This window comes from Klebsiella huaxiensis, assembly GCF_003261575.2.
Classification (GTDB): Bacteria; Pseudomonadota; Gammaproteobacteria; order Enterobacterales; family Enterobacteriaceae; genus Klebsiella; species Klebsiella huaxiensis.
Window position 1 is genome coordinate 3,494,892 of record NZ_CP036175.1, and the last position, 26,545, is coordinate 3,521,436.

Consider the following 26,545-nt stretch of genomic DNA (forward strand, 5'->3'; position numbering starts at 1 on the left):
GCTTTTTTTCCTGGTGCCGATACAGGTATTCTCCCAACAGATGTGTTAAATTTTATGTATCTCTGTTTACTCTGCGCTGATGGTCGTTTTTAGCATAATTTGCTGGTAGTCACGATTAGCGTTCGGGAGCCGTATCATTCATGTCCGACTTTATTCTTGCCCGCGTCTCACAAACTCTCGCCAATGAACACTCTCTGGAAGCATTGGTACGGCAGTTACTTGAGATGCTGGAGCTTGTCACTCGAATGGAATCCACCTACCTGACGCGTATCGACTTTGAAGCGCAGCGACAGCTGATTATGTATGCGCACAACAGCAGCGAAATGCAGATTCCTGAAGGATTTTCCGTCCCGTGGAACGACTCGCTGTGCAAGCGTGCGCTGGACGATCGCTGCCTGTTCAGCAACGACGTGGCCGAGCGCTGGCGTTCGTGCATTGCGGCGCAGGATTTGGGGATCGCCACCTTCTTCAGCATTCCGGTGCACCTGACCGATGGCTCGCTGTTCGGCACGCTGTGTGCAACCAGCCGCGAAAGACAGCCCTATAACCTTGAGGGCGAACAGGTCATGAACCTGTTTGCCAAACTCATCTCCCATTACGTTGAGAAAGAGACGCTGGTGCAGCAGTTGCGTACGGCTAACGTCGCGCTTGAAATGCACTCTTATACCGATGAATTGACCGGTTTGCCCAACCGTCGTTCGCTGTTTAAGCACCTTTCAGCTCAATTCCCACGTGCATGTGAGCAGCAGCGCAATGTACTGATGATTTTTATCGACCTTGATGATTTTAAAGCGATAAACGATCGATTCGGTCACCCGTGTGGCGACAGTTTTCTCATTCAGATTGGCGAACGTCTCAATGCCCGTGTACGTAGCGGCGATATTGTCGGTCGCCTTGGTGGAGATGAATTTTTAATTGTCGGCCCGGGCCTTGAATTAGCAGAACAGCTAGAGTACATCGCCGCGTTACGCCATGAGTTAACGGGGACCTATTTTCTTGCCGGGAACCGTATTCACTACCCCGGCGCCAGTTTTGGCGTTATTGACGTCAACCCTCAGACGATGGACGTCGAACAGGCGCTACGTGCCGCCGACGATGCGATGTATCAGGATAAGAAGTCACGCCGCCAGGGGACTTTCTTTCATATAGACTAATACAACGTGTGAATATCCCGTATGATGTCAGGCATATTTCGCACCTACAGGGACAAAACAATGAGACTGGGTATTCTATTTCCGGTGGCTATATTTATCGTCGCCGTTGTTTTTCTGGGCTGGTTTTTTGTCGGCGGTTATGCGGCACCGGGCGGGGCATAATGAAAAAAAGCACCATTATTATGCTTATCATTGCCATTGTGGCTGTAGCGGGTACGCAATTCGGCTGGTGGTAAGGCGGGTGGCAAAACGCTGAATAAGGCGAACTTCGGTTCGCCTTATTGCATTACGCTAGTCCTGACGATCGGAACCCAAAAACAGGAAACCCAGCGGAATAGAGAACAGCAGCGTGAACACAATGCTATAAACCGTGACCATCGCCCCTTGCAGGAAGAACATTGACGTCGTCCACTCTGAGTACGGCATATTATACTCGCTCACCACGCCCCCAAAGGTCGCACGACCAACCACGAAAAGCGCGATGGCAAACACCGCCCCTATCGACAGGAAAAACTTCTTGCTGTTTTTGTTGCTGGTGAGTTTCTGCAGAATCATCCGGGTTCCCTTTTTTCTGAGCGATAATCGGCTGTATATGTAACATCAATGCAATAAGAATTGAAGTGGTTTTGTTACGAAACAGTGATGGTCGCTATCGGACCGGTCGCACGTACCGGCCTGATGACTATGACTGCAGGGTTGCCAGACGGGCAGCGAAACCGACAAAGACTAAGCCAATAAGGCTGTTGCCGATTTTCGCCAGTTTCTTTTTCGTTTTGACATAGCGCGTAACAAAAGAGCCGGAGACGATCAGGAAGCTCATGTAGCAGAAGCTAATGATTTCCAGAGTCAGCGCCAGAATAAAGAACGCAAGGCCTGGGGTTTTGGCATTAACGTCGATAAACTGCACGAAAAAAGAGACATAAAACAGAATGGCTTTCGGATTCGTCAGGCTGAGAGTCAGCGAACGCTTAAGAATCGCGCTCCCTGGTTCGGAATCAGACGCAGAATGACCATCGCGCTGGGTTAACACCGCGTAGAGCATCTTGCCGCCCATCCACAGTAGATAAATCGCCCCCAGGTAACGGACAATATTGAACAGTACCGGCGTGGTTTTGATAAGCGTCGCAACGCCCGCAAAAGCGAGAAACATCAGTACCGCATCGCCAATAAACACGCCAGCAGCCGCCAGATAGCCCTTTTTAACGCCGTGAGCGACGCCAGTCTTGAGGACAAAAAAGGTATTTGGGCCGGGCACCAGGATAATAAAGATAGCCCCAACCAGATAGGTCAGGTAATTCAAAACACCAAACTCAGCGAACACAACGCACTCCTTCGCTTACAACAAAAAATATGATCCCGCGCACGTTAACGCAACGGAGACCATTTTGAAAGCGCTGTGAGTGCGGATGTCTTAATATAGCGAAGTTTCGCCCTGCGGACGGGTTTTAAAGCGGCGGTGAACCCACAAATACTGCTCTGGCGCACGCAGGATCTCTTTCTCAATAACTTTGTTGATATAGCTAGCTGCATCCTGTTTATCTTCGCCAGGATAATCGCTCATCACATCACTGATATAGAGGCGGTAACCTTTGCGGCCAGGCTTGCGTACCATGCTGATAGTCAGCATTTTCGCACCAGACAGACGAGATAGCACGTAGGTACCGTTGGTCGTTGCCGCGTGCTCCACAGAGAAGAATGGAGCAAATACGCTTCCCTTTGGGCCGTAATCCTGATCCGGGGCGAACCAAACGGCCTCGCCAGATTTCAATGCATGGACCAGACCGGACAAATTGCGGCGGTCGATCATCGCTTTGTTGGAACGTAAACGGCCGCGAGTCTGCACCCACTCCATCAGCGGACTGTTATGTGGGCGATAAGTTGCCATCATCGGGCGACACAGCCCCATAGTGCGACCACCTAATTCAAGGGACATAAAGTGCACGCCGACAGCCATCACCCCTTTTCCCGCACTCATCGCGTTGTTGAGGTTATCCAGGCCTTCAACGTCAAACCATTTTCTCACTCGCTCATCGCTCCAGAACCATGCCATGCCGGTCTCGATAAGCCCCATTCCTAGCGACATGAAGTTTTGCTCAATAAGCTTGTCTCGCTCCGCTGGCGACATATCCAGAAAACAGAGTTCGAGGTTACGTCGGGCGATACGTTCACGGCGTTTTAGAAAACGTCGCGATGCCCGGCCAGCGCTGGTACCGATGGCATGTAAAACAGGATAGGGTAATTGAACGATGAGCCAGAGTATGGCAAGGCCAAACCAGGTCCCCCAATTACGGGGATGGAGGAGACTTTTATTAAAAGCGCAAGACATGGTTTTTCCTGTAAACATTCAAACATGAGGTAACGCTTAAGGAAAAAACGAGTCCCTTCATCGAGTCATTAGGCGATACGTATAGCATTACTGACAATAATAATACTGGTAAATTCACTCCGGCAAGTAAAAAACCACGCCAGCATAAAAAAACACAATACAAGCACACCTGTAACAAAATGTAAAATAAAAATGAACAAATCATTACGAATATCTATAAAAAGAATGATTCCCAGGCTAATCATTCACCAGGACACCATTGAACTTCGATGCTATGCAAGCAGAAAATCATGAGCTGCCTCAGAAGCCATGCGGTGTAGAAGGGAACCACTGGAGGTTAAGTTCGGCCCCTTCCCTTGACATTATAAGCAATAAATACCGCGCTAATCATTACTGGTCAAAATACAAAACCCCACGACCGTCAATCAGAATTACCCGCCAAAAAAGAGATGCAAGGTGAAATATTTTCGGTATTCACTCCGAAATAAGAATAACCTTATTTTACATCGCTGACAGTAAATAATGTTTATCGACAGTTATTCATATTCCTTGCGTTATTTTTCGCTCTCCATCTGGACCTTTACACCTTTAACTGAACAGCAGGCAATAAAGTTCAGACGATGCTTTTGACTTTGGAAAAAGCGCATCATCGATAAAAATCTCGGACGATTCTCACGCTTTAGTAAACCATTACAGGCAATCTTCAGCGCCTGTTTGAATCCTTCATCTTTGACAAGCCCTTTTGGCGACATGAGCGACATCCGCCCGTGGTGATAACGGACGTAATCGAAACCTGCCCGCTCAAAAAGCGCCTGCCAGCCTTTGGCGCTCAACGGGCTCACGTTGGATTTCACTACGCCCTGCAACTGCATCCGTGCCCCCTCTTCCAGCGCCTCTTGCGTGTACATAATATCGTGGGTCAGCAAACGGCCGCCGGGTTTGAGCACGCGAAAATATTCCGCCACCAGCCTCTCCTTAGCTTTATCACCATACATCGTCAGCATCGCCTCATTAATCACTACATCAAAGGTACCGTCAGGAAAAGGCAGTCGATTAGCATTAGCCTCCATCACTAATACCCGATTATCCACGCCTTCACGGACGATGTTTTGCCGCGCGATCGCCAGCGCGTCTTTATCCATATCAATAGCGTAGACGCTACAGCGAAAACGCTGCGCCAGCTCTATCGAAGTGGTGCCCATATTACAGGCAACCTCCAGCACTTTGCTGTCAGGAGTAAATCCCGCTTGCTGAAACAACCACTCCGTCGCCTCCACGCCGCCGGGGCGCAGACGAGTTTTCCCCAAACTTGCCAAAAAGGTATGCCCTGCTTTGTCGCTTGCGTTCATCAGAATCTCCTTATTTATAACATGCATTATAAATACATCATTATGGTTATAGAGGGAATAATGATAATGAATTTTATTTGCATTAATGGCAGGGGTAATTGGCGGTAAAAAATCTATTCAATATTTAACAGTTACTTATAGCAACTATTCACCTCATGATTGATAAGCGGATTGCGTTTCAATTGAAATGATAACCATTCTCATATTAACATACAGCACACTGATGAATTTTTCTGAACCCGCTCATGTCCCAGCCTTCCGCTACCGCTGCACCGTTGACGCTTGCCTCGCTGTATAGCGACCATCACGGCTGGCTGAAAAACTGGCTTACCCATAAGCTGCAATCTTCCTTTGACGCCGATGACGTCGCGCAGGATACCTTCGTGCGAATTATGGGCGGCGAGCCGCTGGCAACCATTCGCGATCCAAAGTCTTTCCTCTGCACGATTGCCAAACGGGTGATGATCGACCTGTTTCGTCGCAATGCGCTGGAGCGAGCATGGCTTGATATGCTCTCACAACTGCCGGAAGAACTGGCCCCTTCACCTGAGTTACGCCAAAGTCAGCTCGAACTCCTACAGCAAATTGACGCCATGCTCGACGGGCTTAACGCGAAAACCCGAGAAGCTTTTTTACTCTCACAGCTTGAAGGGCTGACCTACGCCGAAATCGCCAGCCGCCTGTCTGTCTCAGTCAGCTCGGTTAAGAAATATATGGCTAAAGCCACCGAGCACTGCCTGCTGTTTCGCCTGGAGAATGGCTTGTGAATTCGACGCTCAGTGAATCCCGCCGTCAGGCACTACGTTCAGCTTCGCACTGGTACGCGGTTCTGAGTGATGGTCGCGTAAGCCCGCAACAGGAGGCGCGCTGGCAGGTGTGGTATGAACAAAACAACGAAAATCAGTGGGCATGGCAGCAGGTAGAAAACCTGCGTCAGCAGATGGGGCAGTTGCCGGGTGGGCTGGCCAGCCGAGCCCTCCACGATAGCCGTATAGCCCGTCGCCATGTTCTGAAAGGATTACTGCTTCTGTTGGTCGCTGGAGGGGGATGGCGGCTTTGGGATTCCGAACTGGCTGAGGGACTTCGCGCCGACTACCGTACCGCGAAGGGCATGCCGAGCCAGCAGCGGCTTACCGACGGTACGCTACTCACGCTGAATACCGAAAGCGCCGCCGATGTCCGTTTTGACGCACAGCAGCGATTGATCCATTTACGCTATGGCGAAATCGCTATTCAGACCGCGCACGACAGCCAGCAGCGACCGTTCCGGGTGCAAACGCGTGAAGGCATGATGACGGCACTGGGCACCGAATTTACTGTACGCCAGTTTGCTGGCGGAACGCAGCTCGCAGTACAGCAACATGCCGTTGAGGCGGTTTTAGCATCAGGCAGCACGCAAAGGGTTAACGCCGGTGAAAGCCTATGGTTTACCCGCGATCGTTTCTCTGCTCTGGTTAAGCTTAACGGCGATGAAAATAGCTGGACTCAGGGCATGCTCACCTTCCGCGATACCCCGTTGAGCGAAGTGGTCGCCACCGTCGCCCGCTATCGCTCCGGCATGCTGCGCTGCGATCCCGCCGTAGCCAATCTACGCCTGAGCGGCACCTTTCCGCTAGGTCATCCTGACACCATCCTGCAGGTCATCGCACAAACGCTGCCGATTAAATTACAGTTTGTCACCCGCTATTGGGTCACGCTCATCCCGGCCTGAGAAAAATAATACAAAAAATTCTCATTCTCTATTGTCCCTTTTCCCCTGCTCGTTCGACTTACTAGATGAAGACAACCAAAAACGATCATGGAGAAATCATGACGCCTTTACGCGTATTACGCAAACCCATGCCTCTGGTGATGGCAATCCGTTTAAGTCTGCTGCCGTTAGTGGGGCTGACTGCCGTGCCGGTATTTGCCGCCACGCAGTTTGATATTGCAGCCGGGGATTTAGACAACGTACTTAACCAATATGCCGCCCGCAGCGGTATCACGCTCGCTGCCGATGCCAGCCTGACGCGCGGCAAGCATAGTTCCGGCCTGCACGGCAGCTTTGAAACCGAAGAGGGCTTACATACGCTGCTGGACGGCAGCGGATTACAGTTAAAAGCGCTGGGTAATAACGTCTGGACGCTGGAACCGGCGCCCGTCAGTAGCGAATCCACCTTAACCGTAGTGGGCGACTGGCTCGGCGACGCCCGGGAAAACGATATCTTTGAGCACGCAGGTGCCCGTGATGTTATCCGCCGGGAAGATTTCGCCAAAACCGGCGCCACCACCATGCGCGAGGTGCTGAACCGCATTCCCGGCGTTAACGCCCCAGAAAATACGGGTACCGGCAGTCACGACCTGGCGATGAACTTTGGTATTCGTGGCCTCAACCCGCGGCTTGCCAGCCGTTCCACGGTGCTGATGGACGGTATCCCGGTTCCGTTTGCACCTTACGGCCAGCCACAGCTTTCACTGGCGCCGGTCTCGCTCGGCAATATGGATGCCATCGATGTGGTGCGCGGCGGCGGCGCGGTGCGTTACGGGCCGCAAAGCGTCGGCGGCGTGGTAAACTTCGTGACCCGCGCCATTCCTCAGGATTTCGGTATAGCGGGTGGCGTTGAGGGGCAACTCAGCCCGACCTCTTCGCAAAACAATCCGAAAGAAACGCATAACTTAATGATCGGCGGCACGGCGGATAACGGTTTCGGCTCCGCCCTGCTCTACTCTGGCACCCGAGGCAGCGACTGGCGCGAACATAGCGCGACGCGTATTGACGATGTGATGCTGAAAAGCAAATATGCGCCCAACGAAGTGCATACCTTTAACAGCCTGCTGCAATACTACGACGGCGAAGCCGATATGCCCGGCGGCCTCTCCCGCGCCGACTATAACGCCGATCGCTGGCAATCCACCCGCCCTTACGACCGCTTCTGGGGACGCCGCCAGCTCGCCAGTCTTGGCTACCAATATCAACCGGACGCGCAGCATAAATTTAATATTCAGGGGTTCTATACCCACACCCTGCGCAGCGGTTATCTGGAACAGGGCAAGCGTATTACCCTCTCGCCGCGCGAATACTGGGTCCGCGGCATCGAACCGCGCTATAGCCAGAGCTTTATGATTGGCCCCTCTGCCCATGAAGTCGGCGTCGGCTACCGCTATGTGAATGAATCGACCCACGAGATGCGTTATTACACCGCAACCACCAGCGGCGAGCTGCCCAGCACCGCCAGCCCGTACGATCGCGATACCCGCTCCGGCACCGAAGCCCACGCATGGTATATCGACGATCGCATTGATATCGGCAACTGGACGATTACGCCGGGCATGCGCTTTGAGCACATCGAGTCGTATCAGGACAACAATATAAAAGGCACCCGCGAGCAGGTCAGCTATAACGCGCCGCTCCCGGCGCTAAACGTTCTTTATCACCTCACCGACAGCTGGAATATCTATGCCAACACAGAAGGCTCATTCGGCACCGTACAGTACAGCCAAATTGGCAAGGCTGTGCAAAGCGGCAATGTGGAACCGGAAAAAGCACGCACCTGGGAACTCGGCACCCGCTACGACGACGGCGCGCTGAGCGCCGAGATGGGGCTGTTCCTGATTAACTTCAACAATCAGTACGACTCCAACCAGACCAATGACACGGTTACCGCCCGCGGTAAAACGCGTCATAGCGGTCTGGAAGCACAAACCCGTTACGACCTTGGTGAACTTTCCCCCACCCTGGATAACCTCTCGGTCTACGCCAGCTATGCCTATGTCAACGCCGAAATCCGCGAAAAAGGTGATACCTACGGCAACCAGGTTCCCTTCTCGCCGAAGCACAAAGGTACCTTTGGCGTCGATTACAAACCCGGCAGCTGGACGTTTAACCTCAATAGCGACTTCCAGTCCAGCCAGTTTGCGGATAACGCCAACACCGTTGCTGAGAGCGCCGACGGCAGCACCGGGCGGATCCCCGGCTATATGCTGTGGGGCGCGCGAGTGGCCTATGATTTTGGCCCACAGATGGCGAATCTCAATCTCGCGCTGGGGGTGAAAAATATCTTCGATCATGAGTATTACACCCGCTCGTACGACGATAACAACAAAGGGCTTTACGCAGGTCAGCCGCGCACGCTGTACCTGCAAGGGTCAATGAAGTTCTGATGATGGTTTGCTGCCGGATAGCGGAGTGAGCGCCCTGTCCGGCAAGCTGGAGTTGACTATGTTTAGCATTGTTCGCATGTTTATTTTTGGCCTGCTATTCCTGACAGGCCCCGCATTCGCCGTCACCGTGCAGGATGAGCACGGCACCTTAACTCTTGATAAGACACCGCAGCGGATCGTGGTGCTCGAACTCTCCTTTGTTGATGCGCTGGCGGCGATTGACGTCAGCCCGGTGGGCGTGGCCGATGATAACGACCCGTCGCGCATTTTGTCCGAGGTACGGGCGCGCCTGAAGCCATGGCAGTCGGTAGGTACCCGCGCCCAGCCCTCACTGGAAGCCATCAGCGCCCTGCATCCTGACCTGATTATTGCCGATAGCAGCCGCCATAGCGGCATTTACGCCTCCCTGCGGCAGATTGCCCCGGTACTACTGTTGAAATCGCGCAATGAAACCTGGGAGGAAAATCTGCAGTCGGCGGCAATTATTGGCAAAGCGGTTGGCAAAGAGGCAGAGATGCAGCAGCGCCTGACGCAGCATCGGCAAACCATGGCAGCGTTTGCCCGCCAGCTACCAGCGGGTGCCAGCGTGCTATTTGGCACCTCGCGCGAGCAGCAATTTAATCTTCATTCCACGCAAACCTATACCGGCAGCGTGCTGGCGGCGCTTGGCCTGAAGGTTCCGCAGCCGATCAACGGCGCGCCAATGGCGGCGATCAATCTCGAACAATTGCTGGCAATTAATCCACAGTGGCTGCTGGTGGCCCATTATCGGGCCGAAAGCATCGTTAAAAAATGGCAGCAGGATTCGTTGTGGCCAATGCTACAGGCTCAGCAAAAGCAGCAGATTGCGGCCGTTGAAAGCAACAGCTGGGCGCGGATGCGTGGTCTCTTTGCCGCCGAGCGTATTGCCAGCGATATGGTGAAAATCGTCCACCATCAGGCGGTCGATATCACGCCATGAAACCGTTTTATCGCTCGTTTTTTATTTGGGGATTGCCGCTGCTGGCGCTCACCGGACTGTTCTGGTTGAGCCTGTTTTGCTATTCGGTAATCCCGATTTCACCGTTCAACGCACTTCACGCGCTGACCGCCCCTAAAACGCCTCCCCTTGCGGAGGCGTTAGTGCTTAATCTGCGCTTGCCCCGCAGTCTGGTGGCGATGATGCTCGGCGCCAGCCTCGCGGTATCGGGTACGCTGCTCCAAACTCTCACCCATAACCCACTGGCCTCTCCCTCTTTGCTGGGCATCAATAGCGGCGCGGCGCTGGCAATGTCGCTGACCAGTGCCTTTAGCCCGGCTCCGCTGGCCGGGTTTTCGCTGGCGTTGATCGCCGCCTGCGGCGGTGGAATAAGCTGGCTGCTGGTGATGACCGCTGGCGGCGGCTGGCGTCAGGAGCTGGATCGCAATCGGCTCATCCTCGCCGGTATTGCCCTCTCGGCGCTATGTATGGCGTTGACCCGCATAACCCTACTGCTGACGGAAGATCACGCTTACGGCATTCTCACCTGGCTGGCGGGCGGCGTTTCCCATATACGCTGGGCTGAGTTTTGGCAGCTTTTCCCTTTTACCGCGCTTATTGTTCCCGCCGTATTTCTACTGGCCAACGCGCTTAATCTGCTTAACGTCAGCGATACCGCCGCTCATTCTCTGGGCGTGAATTTACCTCGCCTGCGCCTGCTGATTAACGCTGCCGTTTTGCTGCTTACCGGGGCCTGCGTCAGCGTCGCCGGGCCGGTCGCCTTTATCGGTCTGCTGATTCCGCATCTTGCGAGGCTTTGGGCCGGTCACGATCATCGTACGCTTCTGCCAATGAGCGCCGTCATGGGTGCGTTGTTTATATTGCTGGCGGATATTCTCGCCAGAGCGCTGGCCTGGCCGGGAGAGCTCCCGGCGGGCGCGGTGCTGGCGCTGGTCGGTGCCCCCTGTTTCGTCTGGCTGGTCCGGAGGCGCGGATGAGACTCCGCCGCATCAGCTTTTTACTGCTCGTTCTGGCGCTGTTAACCGTGCTTTCGTTGCGTATGGGCGCAGTCCCGCTGCCGTGGCGGGCGCTGCTTGACGGCTGGCATCCGGGTAGCGAACATCACTACGTCCTGATGCAATATCGCCTGCCGCGCGTGGTGCTGGCGCTGATTATCGGCGCCGCGCTGGCGGTTTCCGGCGTGCTGATTCAGGGCGTTGTGCGTAATCCGTTGGCCTCACCAGATATTCTGGGCATTAACCATGCGGCGAGCCTGACATCGGTCACCGCGCTGTGGTTTTTACCCTCCCTGTCCCTGCTGTGGCTGCCGCTGCTGGCCTTTATCGGCGGGATGACGGCAATGGCGGTGCTGATAATTCTTGCCGGTTTTTCCCGCCCAATGCGTCTGGCGCTGACCGGCGTAGCGCTGTCGGCCTGCTGGGCCAGCGTGACCGATTATCTTTTACTGTCGCGCCCCCAGGAGATTAATAACGCACTGCTATGGTTGACCGGCAGCCTGTGGGCCAGAGATGGCTCGTTTGTGATTATCGCTCTGCCCCTGCTCACCGTGCTGCTACCGCTGAGTTTCGCTCTCAGCCGCGATCTCGACCTGCTGGCGTTGGGCCACGATCGCGCCGGGACCTTGGGCATCAATATTCGCTGGCTTAACGGCTACGCGTTGACCCTGGCGGTCGCCCTCGCCTCCGTCAGCGTCGCGGTCTGCGGCCCTATCGCGTTTATCAGTCTTGTTGTGCCGCATCTTGTTCGCCGCCTGTTCGGTGGACGTCATCACTATTTACTGCCGGTTTCGGCGCTGATGGGCGGGCTGGTTCTGCTGCTCGCCGATCTGCTGGCACGAACACTCAGCCCGCCGATGGAGCTTCCGGCAGGCGTGCTGACAGCAATTATTGGCGCGCCGTGGTTTATCTGGCTACTTGTGAGAATGCGTTAAATGGAACTGCGAACGGAAAACCTGACCGCTGGCTATGATGGCAAGCGCATTATTAACTGTCTCAACCTAACGTTACCGGGCGGGAAAATCACCGCACTACTGGGGCCAAACGGCTGCGGTAAATCCACTCTACTGAAGTGCTTTTCTCGCCTTCTGACACCCGACGCTGGGGAGATTTGGCTTGGTAATCAGACCTTAAATGGTATCTCTACTCGTCAACTGGCGCGGCGTCTGGCGCTGCTGCCACAGCAGCAAGCAAGCCCCGAGGGCATAACAGTACGCGAGCTGGTCAGCTATGGTCGCAGCCCGTGGCTGCCGCTATGGGGGCGACTCTCGATGCAGGATCGGCAGATCGTGGAAGGCGCGCTGGAACGAACCGGCGTCACATCGCTGGCCGAACAGCCGCTAAGCGCGCTTTCCGGTGGCCAGCGGCAGCGGGCTTTTCTGGCGCTGCTGCTGGCGCAGGATACGCCGCTGGTGCTGCTCGATGAGCCAACAACCTGGCTGGATATTAATCACCAGGTGGAGTTAATGAAGCTAATGCGCGAGCTACAGCTAATGGGAAAAACCGTGGTCACCGTGTTGCACGATCTTAACCAGGCCAGCCGCTACTGCGATCATCTGGTAGTGCTGAAAAACGGCAACGTTCAGGCCGAAGGTTCACCGGAAGCGGTGCTGACGCCGCAGATGCTGCGTGAGGTCTTTCATCTGGAGGCGGAGATTCATCCGGAGCCTGTGTCGCTACGCCCGATGTGCGTAGTGAAATAATCCAGGATGGCACGATAAAAATGCATAATGAGAATTAACTCATTCAATTCTGTCATACAGGCCTAAAATAAATAATGGCTACAGTATCGGCGAATGAACCAAAACAATTCGGGTAACGCGATGGAGAAAAACGATGCGTATCGCCTTAAAATCAGCATTGATGCTTGCCACCCGCGTCATACAAATCATTAACCCTGAATTACATCTTCATATGCAAAGAACGGCGCTGATTGCGCTGGAGCTTGCGCTCGCGGCCGGTTTGTCTCGTCAGCAACAACAGACCATTTTTTGCGCCGCTCTGCTGCACGATATCGGCGTACTGGGCGACAAAAGAGTTATCGTTTCACTCAACGCCATAGATAATCTCGACGACCCGCATCAGCATCGGGGAGCCGAAATGCTAGATGGGTTAACCACTCTGGCCCCTATTCTGCCGATTATCCGCGACCACCATTTTAGCCCGAGCCACAGAGGCAGCCTCGAACAGCATATTGTTTATTTTGCCGACGTTTTTGAGCGCCTGTTATCCAGCGATAAAACCGCCACCACCTATCAAACCGACATTGTCATTGATAAATTTCGTGCGCTATATCAGGAGATCGACCCGCAGCTGTGCCAGACCTTATGCCAGCTCGCCCAAAAGGAGCATTTTTGGCTGCATCTTAACCCCGGGCATATTCAGCGGATGCTGGAGATTATCGGCCCAATTAACACTATTTACATCGATATCAATGGTCTGAAAGACATCTGTTTATTGATCGCCAAAATTGTAGACACCTACAGCAGCTTTACCGCCAGCCACAGTCTGATGGTCGGGAAAATATCCCGATTGCTGGCAACCTACATAAATCTGCCGGAATTAGAGTGCCAAAAAATCGAAATCGCTGGCTATTTACATGATATTGGCAAAATCTATATCCCGTTGGCGATTCTGGAAAAACAGGGTGAACTGGATGACGAAGAGCTACTTCAGGTTCGTGAGCATAGCTACATGACCGGTAAACTGCTTAGCGCCTTTAGCGAACTTGGCGAGATCATTAACTGGGCCGCCAATCATCATGAAAAACTGGATGGCAGCGGTTATCCCCTTCACCTTAATGAGGATTATCTGCAGCTCCCGGACCGAATTATCGCCATCGCCGATATTTTTACCGCCCTCACCGAAGACCGCCCCTATCGCCACGGAATGAGCCTTCAGCAAGCATTACAGCTGATAGAGGCTGATGTTATAAATGGCGCGCTGGATAAAGACGTGTATCGCGTATTGCACCAGCATGCCAAAGCGCTCCACGCTATTATTACTAACACACTGCACTCTTGAGAGTCGGGCCTATACGGGTAAACCAAGGGTGCAGTCATAAATAAAAATATACCCTAAATAATTCGAGTTGCTTAAAGGCGGCAAGGGAGGGAGTCCCCAGGAGCATAGATAACTATGTGACTGGGGTGAGCGCACGTAGCCAACACATAAGCAACTTGAAGTATGACGGGTATAATTAATTCATCTGCACGCAAGGATATATCCGGTGAGAATCGCCACCATGACCAACTGGGCCTACGGGATCACCGTCGCCCTGACCCTCGCTTCAGGCATCGCAATGCTGATGGCCTCCAGCGCGGATAATGCCGAACGTCGCGCCGTTGAACAGCGACAACAGTTCGACCAACTTAGTGAAGAAGTTGATAATGGAGCCTGGGAGCTTTCAGACCTCGCCCGGCTGTATATCATCAGAAAAAATCCGGATATTTTACGGGAGTATCGGCAACAGGCTCAGGCAATAACTGCGATTGAACATCGGCTGGAAAAGCTCAGGGACAATGGCGCGACGCCTGAAGAGCTGGCGCTATTGCGTGATGGTTTGCAGAAAGCCGATGAATTGCAGGATGAACAGCAAACGGCCCTGGCACATGCCGATCGGGGGGAAGAGAAAGAGGCAGTAAACTTACTGTACGGCGTACCCTACGAGCAAGAACTTGAGCAGGTGCAGACGCAGCTTGACCATTTTCGCCTGATGCTTGAAGGCCGGGTGAATAAAACCATTTCCGAGGCCACGGAGAAATCGCGCATCTGGCGAACCCTTTCCGAGGTCATGGTGGGACTGACGGCGCTGATGTTCCTGTTTGTGTTGGGTTTTCTTCTCAAACGCCGGGTGTTATATCCTGTCGTACGCTTGAGCGATGTCGTGCAGCGGCTGGCTTCCCAGGACTACGCCGTCGAAACGCCACAGTTTACCCAGATAGATGAAATTGGCGATATGGCCCAGGCGATTCGTATCTTCCGCGAAAACGGTCTTGCGCGGCAGCGACTTGAGCAAGAGCGCGATGCCGACTGGGCAATTCGGGAACTGCTGGCGCGGATGACCCAGCGGCTACAAGGTTGCGAATCGTTCGAGGATGTCATTAAGGTTGCTGAGCTGTTCGCACCGAATATCGCCCCCGAGATCCCCGGCCGACTCTATATCCTCGATACCGATCCCTGGCAGATGCGCTGCGTCGCACAGTGGCTATCGCCGCCGGATGAGCCTGTTGTTTTCCATCCCGACAACTGTTGGGCCGTTCGGCGCGGGCTGAGCCACCCACCGGTAAATGGCGAGCCAGACATTGCCTGCTACCACCTGCCGCAAGCACAGGCCAACCAATCGCTGTGCGTACCGCTTATTGCCCAGGGCGAAGCTATTGGCCTGCTTTCATTCCGCAACGTAACCCCTTCCACAGCTCCTTCTCGCGCCTATCTCGAACTGATGGCGGAAGCGCTGGGGCTGGCGTTGGCTAACCAGCGTTTACGTAACGCGCTACTGGAAAAAGCGCTGTTCGATTCGCTCACCGGACTGCGTAACCGCCATCATCTGGACGATGCTCTGCACACGCAGATGAATCTGGCCGTGCGCAACGGTACGCCGCTAAGCTGTCTGATGATCGATATCGATCACTTTAAGGCAATCAATGATAACTACGGCCACGAGGCGGGCGACCTGGTGATTAAAAGCGTCGCCGCGATCATCCAGCGTGCAGTGCGTGATATCGGGATGGCCTTCCGCTACGGCGGCGAAGAGTTCCTGGTGCTGCTGGCCGGCACCAACGAAGAGGCCGCTATGACCTGTGCTACCGATATTTATAACAGTGTACATCTGCTGACCTTACGCTATGGGCTGTCTGAGATAGGTCAGGTTGATGTCTCCATCGGCATCGCCAGCTACCCGCAGCATACGCAAAGCGATAGCCTGCTGCGCGCGGCGGATGCTGCGCTCTACCGGGCAAAAGAGCTGGGGCGTTCAAGGATTGTGAGCTTTGGGATGTTGAAAACGGAGTGAGTGGCGTTCTTAGCCCCCTCTCCTCCCGCTAACGCTGCGTGAGCGGGGCGGCAGAGACAATTTTATTCAGTTCCATATCACGGCAGGTAAACCTCGCGCATTCGAGCAGAAGAAAAACCTCTGCCGTACGCTATGTGAGCAGCTGCATACGGCGCTGGGTATTAATCCGGATGATGTCATGGTGATCATTCAGTTTAATACCGCCGATGAGTGGAGCTTCAGCAATGGACTGATGCTCTCGGAGGAGAGATGATGATTGTGATGGGCCAGGGATAGCAGTCGCTGGCGGTTATTGCGCGCCGAATGCAGGTCAGGTTGAGCTTCTGCTCACTGCTCAAGTGCAATAATTGCCAACTCAGCAACTTTTAATGTTGTAGATACATCGCCGTTACTTTCGAGGGACCATGCTGCTGATAGCCCGCACCATGAAATGATCCATTTGAGAAGGCGTTCTCTGTCCAGGCCCGCCGTCTCGGTAACGATACTTAGTCGTTGTTTAAATATCTCCGGAACAGTCGCTACACGCGGCACTGGATTATCAAGATCCGGGTTAGTGAAAATATTGGCAAAGTCGAACCCTCGTTCACCTATAAGCCCTTTTGGATCGATGGCCAACCAGCCAGACGTCTCAAAATCGAGCACATTACCGTGGTGTAAGTCACCATGTAACACAACGATATCGCGTGGAGACGAAAGCAAATCTTCTGAGATTTCCGCACAGATAGTCAGGATGCCACCATATTTCAGAGCTGCTGGTTTTAGCGAAGAAAACCATTCATGCAGAGTGGTTAGCCGGGGTAAGGGTCTTGTTGAGGGGCTATGAAGCCTGTTAGCCGTGGCGCACAAAATGCGACAGGCTTCATTATCCTGACCTTTTCTCGACATCGTTGCCAGTGACGCAGAGCCTGTCGCCCGGGCGAGTAGAATTGCTTCGTTTTCATGCGCAATAACCTTTGCAGCACCGTTACCTTCCCACCATGTCATGAGTGCGTTTCCGGTTTGCTCATCCGCATCATCAGTCACTTTCAGCATGGCCTTAATACCATGTGCTGCTTTAACCGGGAGTAGCGTTGAGGTATGCGTGATAAATGGGTTGCCGTCCGCAATGAGATCCCAACGATTCAACCAGAAACTTAACTTGTCTGTATCCATTACGCTCCCCTTATTATTCTTATCAATTTGCGCGTAAGACCTCACCCAATGTGAACTGCACCGCAAAAGTTGGATACCAACTGAGTAAGGTGATTCCTGTATTACCCGCCTGGCGGTTACCTGACCGCTTCCTCTATGCCGTCTATCCTGATGCCCATTTTATCCCCCAGAGGGTCAGAAGCATTATAAGTGTGATCGAACAATTACTGCCTGAGATAACCGGGAATATCTGAAACATTTATCGTGCGGCTACCGTTGAGGGAAGACTCAGTCAATATTCAGGAAGTGAGAAAAGGAGAAAACAGATCAAACTGGTAAACCGCCACCATCGCTGAGATATTCAATATCACGCTGATGATAAAGTAGGTTTTAAATGGCTGCTTTTGCGTTTTATGGCGAAAGAGTTGTTGACCCACTATCGCGCCAGGCCACCCTCCCATAACCCCAAATACCAACAAGGTGAGTTCCGGCACTCTGCGCCAGGCCCTGCGTGCCGCCATTTTATCCACGCCGTAAACCACCAGCGTCAGGATGTTGACGAGCAGAAGCCATATGGCACAGGAATGCGGGGTAAATAGGCTTCCAACAGCCGCAATGGCCAGGAGAAAATAACAGAAGCGATTGAGATTCATATCAGTAGCCACGGCAGTTATCAGAAAGTCCTGGAATCGAATTATACTCAATATAGATCGCTAAAAGAAACCTCTGCTGTGAATCAGTAATAGAGGGTTATTGAGAAAACTTCACGGTCCTCAAGGACTTGTTGACAGTATGGCTTTGTCTGTTATGAGCAAGGAAAGTACATTATCCATGAAAAGATACTTCAGGGAACCAATCTCAGAAATTCGGCCTTCCTTTAAAAAAATAGTTTTTGGCAACTGACCAACTAAACCTGCCACACTATTTTGCTAACTCAATTAGGATTGTCACAAATCGCTACCCTTCAAGGGGATTGTCATTACCGATGAACAGTCTCAATTATTGCCAGCGCTAGCGGCGGTACATGTAAGTTTTTAATCTCTATTGATGGTAAAGATATCGCGCTCTTGCGCCAAAACCAGTTCGTGAGCGCATATATTAATAATGGGCCGCATAGATTAAAAGTGAGTAATGAGTGCACCACGCTGAGTATGGGAATGCGTAAAACACTGGATATTGTTGCCGATGGAACGCCTCAGGAGTATGTAACAGAGCAGGGAGCATGGGGGCAATATCGAATGTGGCAAACTAAATAGCAAGAAACTGACGTGAAGGCCGTAGGTGGCGCAGCCTTTTTATTACTGACACAAAAAGGGAGCCCATCGGCTCCCGTTCTTATTTAACCCAAAGTCTGGATTACATGTTCGCGATGATCGCGTCGCCAAACTCTGAACATTTCAGCAGCTTAGCGCCTTCCATCAGACGCTCAAAGTCATAGGTCACGGTCTTGGCAGCGATTGCGCCTTCTGTGCCTTTAACGATTAAGTCTGCGGCTTCGAACCACTGCATGTGGCGCAGCATCATCTCAGCAGACAGAATAATAGAACCTGGGTTCACTTTATCCTGGCCTGCATATTTCGGTGCAGTACCGTGGGTCGCTTCGAACAGTGCACACTCGTCGCCGATGTTCGCGCCCGGAGCGATACCGATACCACCAACCTGCGCCGCCAGGGCGTCAGAGATGTAGTCACCGTTCAGGTTCATACACGCGATAACGTCGTATTCCGCCGGACGCAGCAGGATCTGCTGCAGGAAGGCGTCGGCGATCACGTCTTTAACTACGATCTCCTTCCCGGTGTTCGGGTTTTTGATCTTCAGCCATGGGCCGCCGTCAATCAGTTCACCGCCGAACTCTTCGCGTGCCAGTTGGTAGCCCCAGTCTTTAAACGCGCCTTCGGTGAATTTCATGATGTTGCCCTTATGCACCAGGGTCAGCGAGTCGCGATCGTTAGTGATAGCGTATTCGAGAGCAGCGCGAACCAGGCGTTTGGTGCCTTCTTCAGAGCATGGCTTGATGCCAATACCGCAATGTTCCGGGAAGCGAATTTTCTTCACGCCCATTTCATCACGCAGGAACTTGATCACTTTATCGGCTTCTGCTGAGTCAGCTTTCCACTCGATGCCTGCATAGATGTCTTCTGAGTTTTCGCGGAAGATAACCATGTCGGTCAGTTCAGGATGTTTAACCGGGCTCGGCGTACCCTGGTAGTAACGTACCGGGCGCAGGCAAACGTAGAGGTCCAGTTCCTGACGCAAAGCAACGTTCAGGGAACGAATACCGCCGCCAACTGGCGTAGTCAGAGGGCCTTTGATAGCAACACGATAATCACGAATCAGATCAAGAGTTTCGGCAGGCAGCCAGACATCCTGGCCATAAACCTGGGTCGATTTTTCACCGGTGTAAACTTCCATCCAGGAAATTTTACGCTCGCCCTTATAGGCTTTCTCAACGGCAGCATCAACCACTTTCAGCATTGCTGGGGTTACGTCAACACCGATACCATCACCTTCGATGAACGGGATAATCGGGTTATGAGGGACGTTCAGTTTGCCGTTTTGCAGGGTGATTTTTTGACCTTCCGCCGGAACTACTACTTTGCTTTCCATTAACCTCTCCTTCGAGCGCTTCTGGTTCTGCTCTTCCCTCTTCACGCTAGCCGGGCGTTGGCTTTATTCGCCCACTCCCGTCATCGGAATATCCCGCTAACCGGAGATTTCGCGTCTGTGTCGCCTTCCTGTAATGCGAATCGGTTTGAGCAACCTTTTTGTTAATAAGTTGTAATGAGCATGTCAATACTACCTGAATGTTTGCGTCCATGAAAGGCATTCGTAATTAGGCTATAATGCGGCAATTGATTGAGTCTGAAAATACCATGCAAAAAACTTCATTTAGAAAACATCGCGTTGAGCGATTCAGCAAGCAACAAGTCACCAGACAACGTAAAGAACACCAACCAAAAACTGTGATCTTGTTCAATAAACCATATGATGTGTTGCCACAATTTACTGATGAGTCCGGGCGAAGCACGCTAAAAGATTTTATTCCGGTTGCTGGAGTCTATGCTGCTGGTCGGCTGGACCGGGATAGCGAAGGCCTGCTGGTACTGACCAACGACGGCGCGCTACAGGCGGCGCTGACTCAGCCTGGCAAACGCACCGGCAAGATCTATTATGTTCAGATTGAAGGTGACCCGACGCAGGAGGCACTGGTCGCCCTGCGAGACGGCGTCACATTAAATGATGGCCCGACCCTGCCCGCCGGCGTTGAGCTGGTTGCGGAACCCGCGTGGCTATGGCCGCGAAATCCACCAATCCGCGAGCGCAAGTCGATCCCCACCAGCTGGCTAAAAATCACGCTTTATGAGGGGCGCAACCGTCAGGTTCGCAGAATGACCGCGCACGTCGGCTATCCCACGCTGCGCTTGATTCGTTATGCGATGGGCGGCTATACGCTGGATGGACTAACCAACGGCGAATGGCGAAAGGTCGAATAATTCAATCCAAAAGCAGCATAAGGTCATTTCAGGGAAGAAAAATATGCGTTTAGCCCTTCTTGGTACACTAGGTCTCTGCTGCATCTCATCACTTTGTTTCGCAGAGGATAATTGCGACGCCCTTGCCGGTATCGCCGCCGGAGAGGCCAATTACCTCTATGATTCAGCCCAGGTAAAAACCGGGGGGCGACTGCATTTCTACTCGGCTCCCGCAGCCAAATGTTCGCTCCCGGCGTTTCTGATTGCTGGCGACAACGTCGAGATACTCCGCAGTATTGCGCTGGGTGACTCTGCGGATCAGCAGTATCGATACGTACGTTTTCGCGATGCCAAAAGACAATTCGCCACCGGCTGGGTGAATGCTGCCGAATTGGCACCGGAGAATAATCCCCTACCCGTCAGCAGCCAGTGTCAGAAATGGGCAAATAAAGCGATGCGACAGCGCGAAAGTCTCGCTCCGGCTCAGAATAACCACTATCAAATACAAGGCTCCAGCCGGGCGTGGTTCTACGCCGTGCCGAACGAACAGTGCCGCAGCAGCAGCGTTTTCCTCCTGCCCGGGGATACTGTTTCCGTCCAGGAACAATCCAACGATGATTTTATCGAGGCCGTTTATTACACTGCCGATCGCCATATCGTGCGCGGCTGGTTGAAAAAATCGCGGCTCACGCCCCTAAACCGTGGCGATAGCTACCGTGAGGATATCAATCCCTTATCAACGGACAAAGCATCTCGCCTGGTAACGCTTAATTTACGTCACGACTATAGCTGTATATTTTATGAAAGCTGGAATGCGGAAAAAGAGATTCAAATGATGGTGCGTGAAGATCACCAGTCCCCGCAGTGTCGCGGCGCAGGCGACCCGGAAACATCGCCTGTTATCGCTTATATTAGCCTTAATAAACTCAGCGGCGAAATTCGCTGGCCGGATGTCGCAGAAGGGTTCGAACCATAATAAGGATGCAATATGTTTAAACCGCACGTCACCGTCGCCTGCGTAGTCCATGCGAAAGGCAAATTTTTGGTTGTTGAAGAAACGATCAATGGCAAAGCGTTATGGAACCAGCCTGCGGGGCATCTGGAGGCCGATGAAACGCTGGTGCAGGCCGCAGAACGCGAACTGTGGGAAGAGACCGGCATCCGCGCGACACCACAGCATTTTATCCGCATGCATCAGTGGATAGCCCCGGATCGCACGCCTTTTTTGCGTTTTTTGTTCGCCATTGAGCTTAACGATACGTGCGCCACTGAACCGCATGACAGCGATATTGACCGCTGCCTGTGGCTTAGTGCTGAGGAAATCCTTAACGCGGCAAACCTGCGTTCTCAATTAGTTGCCGAGAGTATCCACAGCTATCAGCAAGATCCACGTTACCCTCTGTCGTTAATTGGCGAATTTAACTGGCCGTTCACAGGGGGTGCCTGAACGGGAGACGCGTGCTAGAATACGCCGCCTCGAAGTTCAATGTAGTGAGTATTCCAATGTCAGAAAGCCAGAAAAAAGTGATCGTCGGCATGTCCGGCGGGGTTGATTCCTCAGTTTCCGCTTACCTGCTTCTCCAGCAAGGTTATAAGGTGGAAGGCCTGTTCATGAAGAACTGGGAAGAAGACGACGGCGAGGAATATTGCACCGCAGCAGCAGATCTGGCGGACGCGCAAGCCGTCTGCGATAAGCTCGGCATTGAGCTTCACACCGTTAACTTTGCCGCAGAGTATTGGGACAACGTGTTCGAACTGTTCCTTGAAGAATATAAAGCCGGACGCACGCCGAACCCGGATATTCTGTGTAACAAAGAAATTAAATTTAAAGCCTTCCTCGAATTTGCCGCTGAAGACCTCGGTGCTGATTACATCGCCACCGGTCACTACGTGCGCCGCGCCGATGTCAACGGTAAGAGTCAGCTGCTGCGCGGCCTCGACGGCAATAAAGACCAGAGCTACTTCCTTTATACTCTGGGTCACGAGCAGATCGCGCAAAGCCTGTTCCCGGTGGGTGAGCTGGAAAAACCACAGGTGCGAAAAATCGCTGAAGAGCTGGATTTAATCACCGCGAAGAAAAAAGACTCCACCGGCATCTGCTTTATCGGCGAACGTAAATTCCGCGAGTTCCTTGGCCGCTATCTGCCTGCTCAGCCGGGCAAAATCATCACCGTTGACGGTGATGAAGTCGGCGAGCATCAGGGTTTGATGTACCACACGCTTGGGCAACGTAAAGGCCTGGGTATTGGCGGCATCAAAGACGGTGGCGAAGACCCGTGGTACGTGGTCGATAAAGATGTCGAGAATAATATCCTTATAGTGGCCCAGGGCCACGAGCATCCTCGTCTGATGTCAGTTGGCCTGATTGCCCAACAGCTGCACTGGGTCGACCGCGAGCCGGTAACGGGCACCCTGCGCTGCACGGTAAAAACCCGCTATCGCCAGACCGATATCCCCTGCACCGTGAAGGCGCTGGATGACGAACGTATCGAAGTTATCTTTGACGAACCGGTCGCGGCCGTTACGCCTGGCCAGTCAGCGGTCTTCTACAGCGGCGAAATCTGCCTCGGTGGCGGTATTATTGAACAGCGCTTGCCGCTGCAGGCCTGACAGACGTTTTTGCCGCTGAATGTACCAATCGGACGTCCGGCGGTTTACAAGGAGAATGTGTGGCGAAGAATTATTATGACATTACGCTGGCGCTGGCAGGAGTTTGCCAGGCCGCGCGTCTGGTTCAGGAACTGGCGCACCAGGGGCATTGCGATGGCGATGCCCTGCATGTGTCGCTGAACAGCATCATCGACCTCGACCCGGATTCGACTCTGGCGGTGTTCGGTGGCAGTGAAGCCAATCTTCGCCTCGGGCTGGAAACCCTCATCGGCGTGCTGAACACCAGCAGCCGTCAGGGACTGAATGCCGAACTCACCCGCTATACTTTAAGCCTGATGGTGCTGGAGCGTAAGCTGGCTGCCAGCAAAGGGGCGATGAATACCCTCGGTGACCGCATTGGTGGCCTGCGCCGTCAGTTGGAACATTTCGATCTACAATCTGAAACCCTGCTCAGCGCGATGGCGGGCATCTACGTTGATGTGATTAGCCCGCTGGGCCCGCGGATTCAGGTAACCGGCTCCCCTGCCGTGCTGCAAAGCCCACAGGTACAGGCCAAAGTTCGCTCCACCCTGCTGGCGGGCATTCGCGCCGCCGTGCTCTGGCACCAGGTAGGCGGCGGACGGCTGCAGCTAATGTTTTCTCGTAATCGTCTGGTTAACCAGGCAAAACAAATTCTTGCTCATTTAACCCCGGAGTTATGATCTATGGAATTATCCTCACTGACCGCCGTTTCCCCAGTCGACGGACGCTACGGCGATAAAGTCAGCGCGCTGCGCGGTATCTTCAGCGAATTCGGTTTGCTGAAATTCCGTGTTCAGGTAGAAGTTCGTTGGCTGCAAAAACTGGCCACGCACGCAGCGATCAAGGAAGTTCCTGCTTTTGCTGCCGACGCAATCGGTTACCTTGATAAAATTGTCGCCGATTTCAGCGTCGAAGATGCAGAGCGCATCAAAACTATCGAGCGCACCACCAACCACGACGTTAAAGCGGTTGAGTATTTCCTGAAGGAAAAGGTCGCTGATGTGGCCGAGCTGCACGCCGTCTCCGAGTTTATCCACTTCGCCTGCACCTCTGAGGACATCAACAATCTGTCCCACGCGCTGATGCTGAAAACCGCGCGCGACGAAGTGATCCTGCCCTACTGGCGCAAGCTTATCGACGCGGTCAAAGACCTCGCGGCACAGTATCGCGATATCCCGCTGCTCTCCCGTACCCACGGTCAGCCGGCCACGCCGTCCACCATGGGTAAAGAGATGGCGAACGTCGCTTACCGTATGGAACGCCAGTATCGTCAGCTAAACCAGGTTGAAATCCTCGGTAAAATCAACGGCGCGGTCGGTAACTACAACGCCCACATTGTCGCCTACCCCGAAGTGGACTGGCACCAGTTCAGCGAAGAATTTGTGACCTCGTTGGGCATCCAGTGGAACCCGTATACCACCCAGATTGAGCCACATGACTACATCGCCGAGCTGTTCGACTGCATGGCACGCTTCAACACCATCCTGATCGATTTCGATCGCGACGTGTGGGGCTATATCGCGCTCAACCATTTCAAGCAGAAAACCATTGCTGGCGAAATCGGCTCTTCAACCATGCCGCATAAAGTGAACCCGATTGACTTCGAGAACTCCGAAGGCAACCTCGGTCTGGCTAATGCGATGATGCAGCACCTGGCGAGCAAGCTACCGGTTTCCCGCTGGCAGCGCGACCTGACCGACTCCACCGTGCTGCGCAACCTCGGCGTAGGTATCGGTTACGCGCTGATTGCCTATCAGTCCACCCTGAAAGGTGTGAGCAAGCTGGAGCTGAATCAGGACCGTCTTCTGGATGAGCTGGATCACAACTGGGAAGTACTGGCGGAGCCAATCCAGACCGTGATGCGCCGCTACGGCATTGAAAAGCCGTATGAGAAGCTCAAAGAACTGACGCGCGGCAAGCGCGTTGACGCTGAAGGTATGCAGCAGTTCATCGACAGCCTGGCGCTGCCGGAGGATGAGAAAGTTCGCCTGAAGGCGATGACTCCGGCCAACTATATCGGCCGCGCGACCACCATGGTTGACGAACTGAAATAAGCCCTCTGCCCCTCTTTCCTGCGGGAAAGAGGGGGATTTTCGCCCCGTCATTTGCCTGCCATCTGGCCCCGGGTTGCAAACCAGAATACCAGCGCCAACAGGCTGACCAACGCCCCCAGCAGGCAAACGCCCTGCCATCCTCCGCTTGCATACACCGCTGTTGTACTTATAGCCCCCAGACCACTGCCAACGGCATAAAACAGCATATAGAGCCCGACCAGCCTGCTGTGCGCCTCGCGACGAGTGCGGAAAATCATACTCTGGTTAGTGACATGCAGCGCCTGGCCCCCGAGATCCAACAGCACAATGCCCATTAACAACGCCGCTGGTGACCACACCATCAGCGATAGCGGCCACCAGGCGAGGAGCAGAATCACCAAAGCCGCAGCGCTGGTACGCTGACCATATCCCCTGTCGGCCCATTTCCCGGCACGGCCCGCCGCCAACGCCCCAATAACCCCCACCAGACCTAACGCGCCAATCTCGGTGTGAGAAAAGCTAAAAGGCGGTGCGCTTAGCGGTAGCACCAACGCACACCAAAAAATATTAAACGCAGCAAACATCAGCAACGCCAGCACACCGCGAATCTGAAGCACTCTTTCCTCGCGCAGCAGCGTCAACATTGATGTCAGCAGTTGCGGATAGCTCAGGGTATTTGGCACAGCCGTTAATACCGGCAACCGACGCCATAACGGCAGTGCGATGCTCAGCATCAGCAAAGCGGCAAAAATGTAAACTCCGCGCCAGCCGAGCAGATCGCTGATGCCTCCGGAAAATACCCGCGCCAGCAGCAGTCCGATAAACACTCCGCTTTGTGCGGCACCAACAACTCGCCCCTGCTCATGGGGCAAAGCGGCACTGGCTGCGTAGGCAATTAATCCCTGAGTCATCGCGGTCCCCAAAAGGCCAACGGCAAGCATGCTGCCCAACAACATCAGGGCAGAAGATGCCATGCTTACCGCAGCGAGCGCGGCAATCAGTAGTATCAATTGTATCGCCATCAGGCGGCGGCGATTCACCCGGTCACCGAGCGGCACCAGCAATAACAACGCCAGCGCGCAGCCAATCTGGGTCGCCGTAATCACGCCCCCGACGGCAGCATGGCTAATAGCAAAACTCCGGGCTAACGCGTCGAGCAACGGTTGCGCATAATACACATTTGCCACACTCAAACCGCTGGCGACGGCAAATAACCAGACCAGGCTGCGGGGCATCACTGCAACCGGGTCCATTAATGATGGCGATACCACTGACGCTTTCATGATTCCAACCTTACCATTCTGGTTTCAAAACAAAACC

The 26,545-nt window shown here is 53.5% G+C and carries 27 protein-coding genes and 1 pseudogene; 20 read left to right on the plus strand and 8 right to left on the minus strand.

The features are described 5' to 3' along the window. Positions 1–140: 140 nt before the first annotated feature. The 3 genes from DA718_RS16820 to DA718_RS31055 are packed head-to-tail and all read left to right on the plus strand — an operon-like array spanning position 141 to position 1,390. Positions 141–1,154: a GGDEF domain-containing protein gene (locus DA718_RS16820; protein ID WP_112216629.1), complete on the plus strand. Its 1,014-nt coding sequence runs from the start codon at positions 141–143 to the stop codon at positions 1,152–1,154. Between the two features lie 60 nt (positions 1,155–1,214). After that, positions 1,215–1,316: a YoaK family small membrane protein gene (locus tag DA718_RS16825; RefSeq protein ID WP_004101234.1), complete on the plus strand. Its 102-nt coding sequence runs from the start codon at positions 1,215–1,217 to the stop codon at positions 1,314–1,316. Between the two features lie 20 nt (positions 1,317–1,336). Then, a complete protein-coding gene (locus tag DA718_RS31055) occupies positions 1,337–1,390 on the plus strand; it encodes a hypothetical protein (protein ID WP_407657800.1) in 54 nt (17 codons plus the stop codon). A 55-nt stretch (positions 1,391–1,445) separates the two neighbouring features. Here the strand turns inward: DA718_RS31055 and DA718_RS16835 are convergent, their stop codons facing one another. The 4 genes from DA718_RS16835 to DA718_RS16855 form a co-directional block, all read right to left on the minus strand. Next, a complete protein-coding gene (locus tag DA718_RS16835; protein ID WP_110273602.1) occupies positions 1,446–1,709 on the minus strand; it encodes a DUF2534 family protein in 264 nt (87 codons plus the stop codon). Positions 1,710–1,836: 127 nt separating this feature from the next. Continuing rightward, on the minus strand, positions 1,837–2,475 hold the full coding sequence (leuE, locus tag DA718_RS16840) for a leucine efflux protein LeuE (protein WP_110273603.1): 639 nt from the start codon (positions 2,473–2,475) through the stop codon (positions 1,837–1,839). A gap of 90 nt (positions 2,476–2,565) precedes the next feature. Beyond that, positions 2,566–3,480, minus strand: a complete 915-nt coding sequence (gene lpxP, locus DA718_RS16845) for a kdo(2)-lipid IV(A) palmitoleoyltransferase (RefSeq protein WP_112216630.1) — start codon at positions 3,478–3,480, stop codon at positions 2,566–2,568. 554 nt (positions 3,481–4,034) lie between these two features. Then, positions 4,035–4,829 carry a class I SAM-dependent methyltransferase gene (locus DA718_RS16855; protein ID WP_112216631.1) on the minus strand — a complete coding sequence of 265 codons (795 nt, stop codon included), beginning with the start codon at positions 4,827–4,829 and terminating at the stop codon, positions 4,035–4,037. Positions 4,830–5,074: 245 nt separating this feature from the next. Between DA718_RS16855 and fecI the strand changes: the two genes are divergently transcribed. The 10 genes from fecI (at position 5,075) to DA718_RS16905 (ending at position 16,210) form a co-directional block, all read left to right on the plus strand. Next, a complete protein-coding gene (fecI, locus tag DA718_RS16860) occupies positions 5,075–5,596 on the plus strand; it encodes a ferric citrate uptake sigma factor FecI (protein ID WP_112216632.1) in 522 nt (173 codons plus the stop codon). Beyond that, positions 5,593–6,540, plus strand: a complete 948-nt coding sequence (gene fecR / locus DA718_RS16865; protein ID WP_112216633.1) for a ferric citrate uptake sigma factor regulator FecR — start codon at positions 5,593–5,595, stop codon at positions 6,538–6,540. The genes fecI and fecR overlap by 4 nt, the downstream gene beginning before the upstream one ends. Positions 6,541–6,638: 98 nt before the next feature. Further along, on the plus strand, positions 6,639–8,969 hold the full coding sequence (gene fecA, locus DA718_RS16870; protein ID WP_112216634.1) for a TonB-dependent Fe(3+) dicitrate receptor FecA: 2,331 nt from the start codon (positions 6,639–6,641) through the stop codon (positions 8,967–8,969). A gap of 58 nt (positions 8,970–9,027) precedes the next feature. Then, a complete protein-coding gene (locus DA718_RS16875; RefSeq protein WP_112216635.1) occupies positions 9,028–9,930 on the plus strand; it encodes a Fe(3+) dicitrate ABC transporter substrate-binding protein FecB in 903 nt (300 codons plus the stop codon). Further along, positions 9,927–10,925 (plus strand): iron-dicitrate ABC transporter permease FecC, encoded by a 999-nt coding sequence (fecC, locus tag DA718_RS16880; RefSeq protein WP_112216636.1) that lies wholly within the window; start codon positions 9,927–9,929, stop codon positions 10,923–10,925. The genes DA718_RS16875 and fecC overlap by 4 nt, the downstream gene beginning before the upstream one ends. Continuing rightward, on the plus strand, positions 10,922–11,878 hold the full coding sequence (gene fecD, locus DA718_RS16885; protein ID WP_112216637.1) for a Fe(3+) dicitrate ABC transporter permease subunit FecD: 957 nt from the start codon (positions 10,922–10,924) through the stop codon (positions 11,876–11,878). The genes fecC and fecD overlap by 4 nt, the downstream gene beginning before the upstream one ends. Continuing rightward, positions 11,879–12,646, plus strand: coding sequence for a Fe(3+) dicitrate ABC transporter ATP-binding protein FecE (gene fecE, locus DA718_RS16890; RefSeq protein WP_112216638.1), 768 nt, complete (start codon positions 11,879–11,881; stop codon positions 12,644–12,646). A gap of 133 nt (positions 12,647–12,779) precedes the next feature. Then, complete coding sequence (locus tag DA718_RS16895) at positions 12,780–13,967, plus strand: HD-GYP domain-containing protein (RefSeq protein WP_112216639.1); 1,188 nt, start codon at positions 12,780–12,782, stop codon at positions 13,965–13,967. Positions 13,968–14,172: 205 nt separating this feature from the next. After that, a complete protein-coding gene (locus tag DA718_RS16900; RefSeq protein WP_112216663.1) occupies positions 14,173–15,957 on the plus strand; it encodes a diguanylate cyclase in 1,785 nt (594 codons plus the stop codon). A gap of 76 nt (positions 15,958–16,033) precedes the next feature. Then, positions 16,034–16,210 (plus strand): tautomerase family protein, encoded by a 177-nt coding sequence (locus tag DA718_RS16905; protein WP_267285574.1) that lies wholly within the window; start codon positions 16,034–16,036, stop codon positions 16,208–16,210. A 74-nt stretch (positions 16,211–16,284) separates the two neighbouring features. On the opposite strand, the gene DA718_RS16910 is transcribed toward DA718_RS16905, so the two are convergent. Further along, entirely contained in the window at positions 16,285–17,109 is an 825-nt protein-coding gene (locus DA718_RS16910) for an aminoglycoside phosphotransferase family protein (protein ID WP_112216640.1), read from the minus strand. Positions 17,110–17,201: 92 nt separating this feature from the next. Between DA718_RS16910 and DA718_RS30715 the strand changes: the two are divergent. Continuing rightward, a pseudogene (locus DA718_RS30715) lies at positions 17,202–17,342 on the plus strand (LysR family transcriptional regulator); the annotation flags it as partial. A 45-nt stretch (positions 17,343–17,387) separates the two neighbouring features. Here DA718_RS30715 and DA718_RS16920 read toward each other — a convergent pair. Both DA718_RS16920 and icd read right to left on the minus strand, forming a co-directional pair. Then, complete coding sequence (locus DA718_RS16920) at positions 17,388–17,741, minus strand: DUF1294 domain-containing protein (RefSeq protein ID WP_112216641.1); 354 nt, start codon at positions 17,739–17,741, stop codon at positions 17,388–17,390. A 703-nt stretch (positions 17,742–18,444) separates the two neighbouring features. After that, entirely contained in the window at positions 18,445–19,695 is a 1,251-nt protein-coding gene (gene icd, locus DA718_RS16930; protein ID WP_110273623.1) for an NADP-dependent isocitrate dehydrogenase, read from the minus strand. 236 nt (positions 19,696–19,931) lie between these two features. On the opposite strand from icd, the gene rluE reads away from it, so the two are divergent. Genes rluE through purB form a run of 6 tightly spaced genes read left to right on the plus strand, consistent with a single transcriptional unit; the run spans position 19,932 to position 25,246 of the window. Then, complete coding sequence (rluE, locus tag DA718_RS16935; protein ID WP_112216643.1) at positions 19,932–20,582, plus strand: 23S rRNA pseudouridine(2457) synthase RluE; 651 nt, start codon at positions 19,932–19,934, stop codon at positions 20,580–20,582. A 43-nt stretch (positions 20,583–20,625) separates the two neighbouring features. Then, positions 20,626–21,537: a hypothetical protein gene (locus DA718_RS16940; protein ID WP_112216644.1), complete on the plus strand. Its 912-nt coding sequence runs from the start codon at positions 20,626–20,628 to the stop codon at positions 21,535–21,537. 12 nt (positions 21,538–21,549) lie between these two features. Further along, the gene (locus tag DA718_RS16945) at positions 21,550–22,008 is read left to right on the plus strand and encodes an NUDIX hydrolase (RefSeq protein WP_112216645.1); all 459 of its coding nucleotides are present in this window, start codon (positions 21,550–21,552) and stop codon (positions 22,006–22,008) included. A 56-nt stretch (positions 22,009–22,064) separates the two neighbouring features. Then, positions 22,065–23,171, plus strand: coding sequence for a tRNA 2-thiouridine(34) synthase MnmA (mnmA, locus tag DA718_RS16950; protein ID WP_142515103.1), 1,107 nt, complete (start codon positions 22,065–22,067; stop codon positions 23,169–23,171). Positions 23,172–23,230: 59 nt separating this feature from the next. Continuing rightward, on the plus strand, positions 23,231–23,872 hold the full coding sequence (gene hflD, locus DA718_RS16955) for a high frequency lysogenization protein HflD (protein ID WP_110273628.1): 642 nt from the start codon (positions 23,231–23,233) through the stop codon (positions 23,870–23,872). A 3-nt stretch (positions 23,873–23,875) separates the two neighbouring features. Further along, entirely contained in the window at positions 23,876–25,246 is a 1,371-nt protein-coding gene (purB, locus tag DA718_RS16960; protein WP_112216646.1) for an adenylosuccinate lyase, read from the plus strand. A gap of 47 nt (positions 25,247–25,293) precedes the next feature. Here the strand turns inward: purB and DA718_RS16965 are convergent, their stop codons facing one another. Continuing rightward, entirely contained in the window at positions 25,294–26,508 is a 1,215-nt protein-coding gene (locus DA718_RS16965) for an MFS transporter (protein WP_112216647.1), read from the minus strand. Between the last annotated feature and the right edge of the window lie 37 nt (positions 26,509–26,545).

Excerpts from the sequence above, each read along its gene's own strand:
- fecD (WP_112216637.1), top strand. The coding sequence starts at position 10,922 with ATGAGACTCCGCCGCATCAGCTTTTTACTGCTCGTTCTGGCGCTGTTA.
- DA718_RS16835 (WP_110273602.1), bottom strand. The coding sequence starts at position 1,709 with ATGATTCTGCAGAAACTCACCAGCAACAAAAACAGCAAGAAGTTTTTC.
- fecC (WP_112216636.1), top strand. The coding sequence starts at position 9,927 with ATGAAACCGTTTTATCGCTCGTTTTTTATTTGGGGATTGCCGCTGCTG.
- DA718_RS16910 (WP_112216640.1), bottom strand. The coding sequence starts at position 17,109 with ATGGATACAGACAAGTTAAGTTTCTGGTTGAATCGTTGGGATCTCATT.
- purB (WP_112216646.1), top strand. The coding sequence starts at position 23,876 with ATGGAATTATCCTCACTGACCGCCGTTTCCCCAGTCGACGGACGCTAC.
- rluE (WP_112216643.1), top strand. The coding sequence starts at position 19,932 with ATGCGGCAATTGATTGAGTCTGAAAATACCATGCAAAAAACTTCATTT.
- DA718_RS16895 (WP_112216639.1), top strand. The coding sequence starts at position 12,780 with ATGCGTATCGCCTTAAAATCAGCATTGATGCTTGCCACCCGCGTCATA.
- DA718_RS16875 (WP_112216635.1), top strand. The coding sequence starts at position 9,028 with ATGTTTAGCATTGTTCGCATGTTTATTTTTGGCCTGCTATTCCTGACA.
- icd (WP_110273623.1), bottom strand. The coding sequence starts at position 19,695 with ATGGAAAGCAAAGTAGTAGTTCCGGCGGAAGGTCAAAAAATCACCCTG.
- DA718_RS16855 (WP_112216631.1), bottom strand. The coding sequence starts at position 4,829 with ATGAACGCAAGCGACAAAGCAGGGCATACCTTTTTGGCAAGTTTGGGG.
- lpxP (WP_112216630.1), bottom strand. The coding sequence starts at position 3,480 with ATGTCTTGCGCTTTTAATAAAAGTCTCCTCCATCCCCGTAATTGGGGG.
- DA718_RS16940 (WP_112216644.1), top strand. The coding sequence starts at position 20,626 with ATGCGTTTAGCCCTTCTTGGTACACTAGGTCTCTGCTGCATCTCATCA.
- DA718_RS16820 (WP_112216629.1), top strand. The coding sequence starts at position 141 with ATGTCCGACTTTATTCTTGCCCGCGTCTCACAAACTCTCGCCAATGAA.
- fecE (WP_112216638.1), top strand. The coding sequence starts at position 11,879 with ATGGAACTGCGAACGGAAAACCTGACCGCTGGCTATGATGGCAAGCGC.
- DA718_RS16945 (WP_112216645.1), top strand. The coding sequence starts at position 21,550 with ATGTTTAAACCGCACGTCACCGTCGCCTGCGTAGTCCATGCGAAAGGC.
- fecA (WP_112216634.1), top strand. The coding sequence starts at position 6,639 with ATGACGCCTTTACGCGTATTACGCAAACCCATGCCTCTGGTGATGGCA.
- DA718_RS16965 (WP_112216647.1), bottom strand. The coding sequence starts at position 26,508 with ATGAAAGCGTCAGTGGTATCGCCATCATTAATGGACCCGGTTGCAGTG.
- DA718_RS16920 (WP_112216641.1), bottom strand. The coding sequence starts at position 17,741 with ATGAATCTCAATCGCTTCTGTTATTTTCTCCTGGCCATTGCGGCTGTT.
- DA718_RS16825 (WP_004101234.1), top strand. The coding sequence starts at position 1,215 with ATGAGACTGGGTATTCTATTTCCGGTGGCTATATTTATCGTCGCCGTT.
- fecI (WP_112216632.1), top strand. The coding sequence starts at position 5,075 with ATGTCCCAGCCTTCCGCTACCGCTGCACCGTTGACGCTTGCCTCGCTG.
- mnmA (WP_142515103.1), top strand. The coding sequence starts at position 22,065 with ATGTCAGAAAGCCAGAAAAAAGTGATCGTCGGCATGTCCGGCGGGGTT.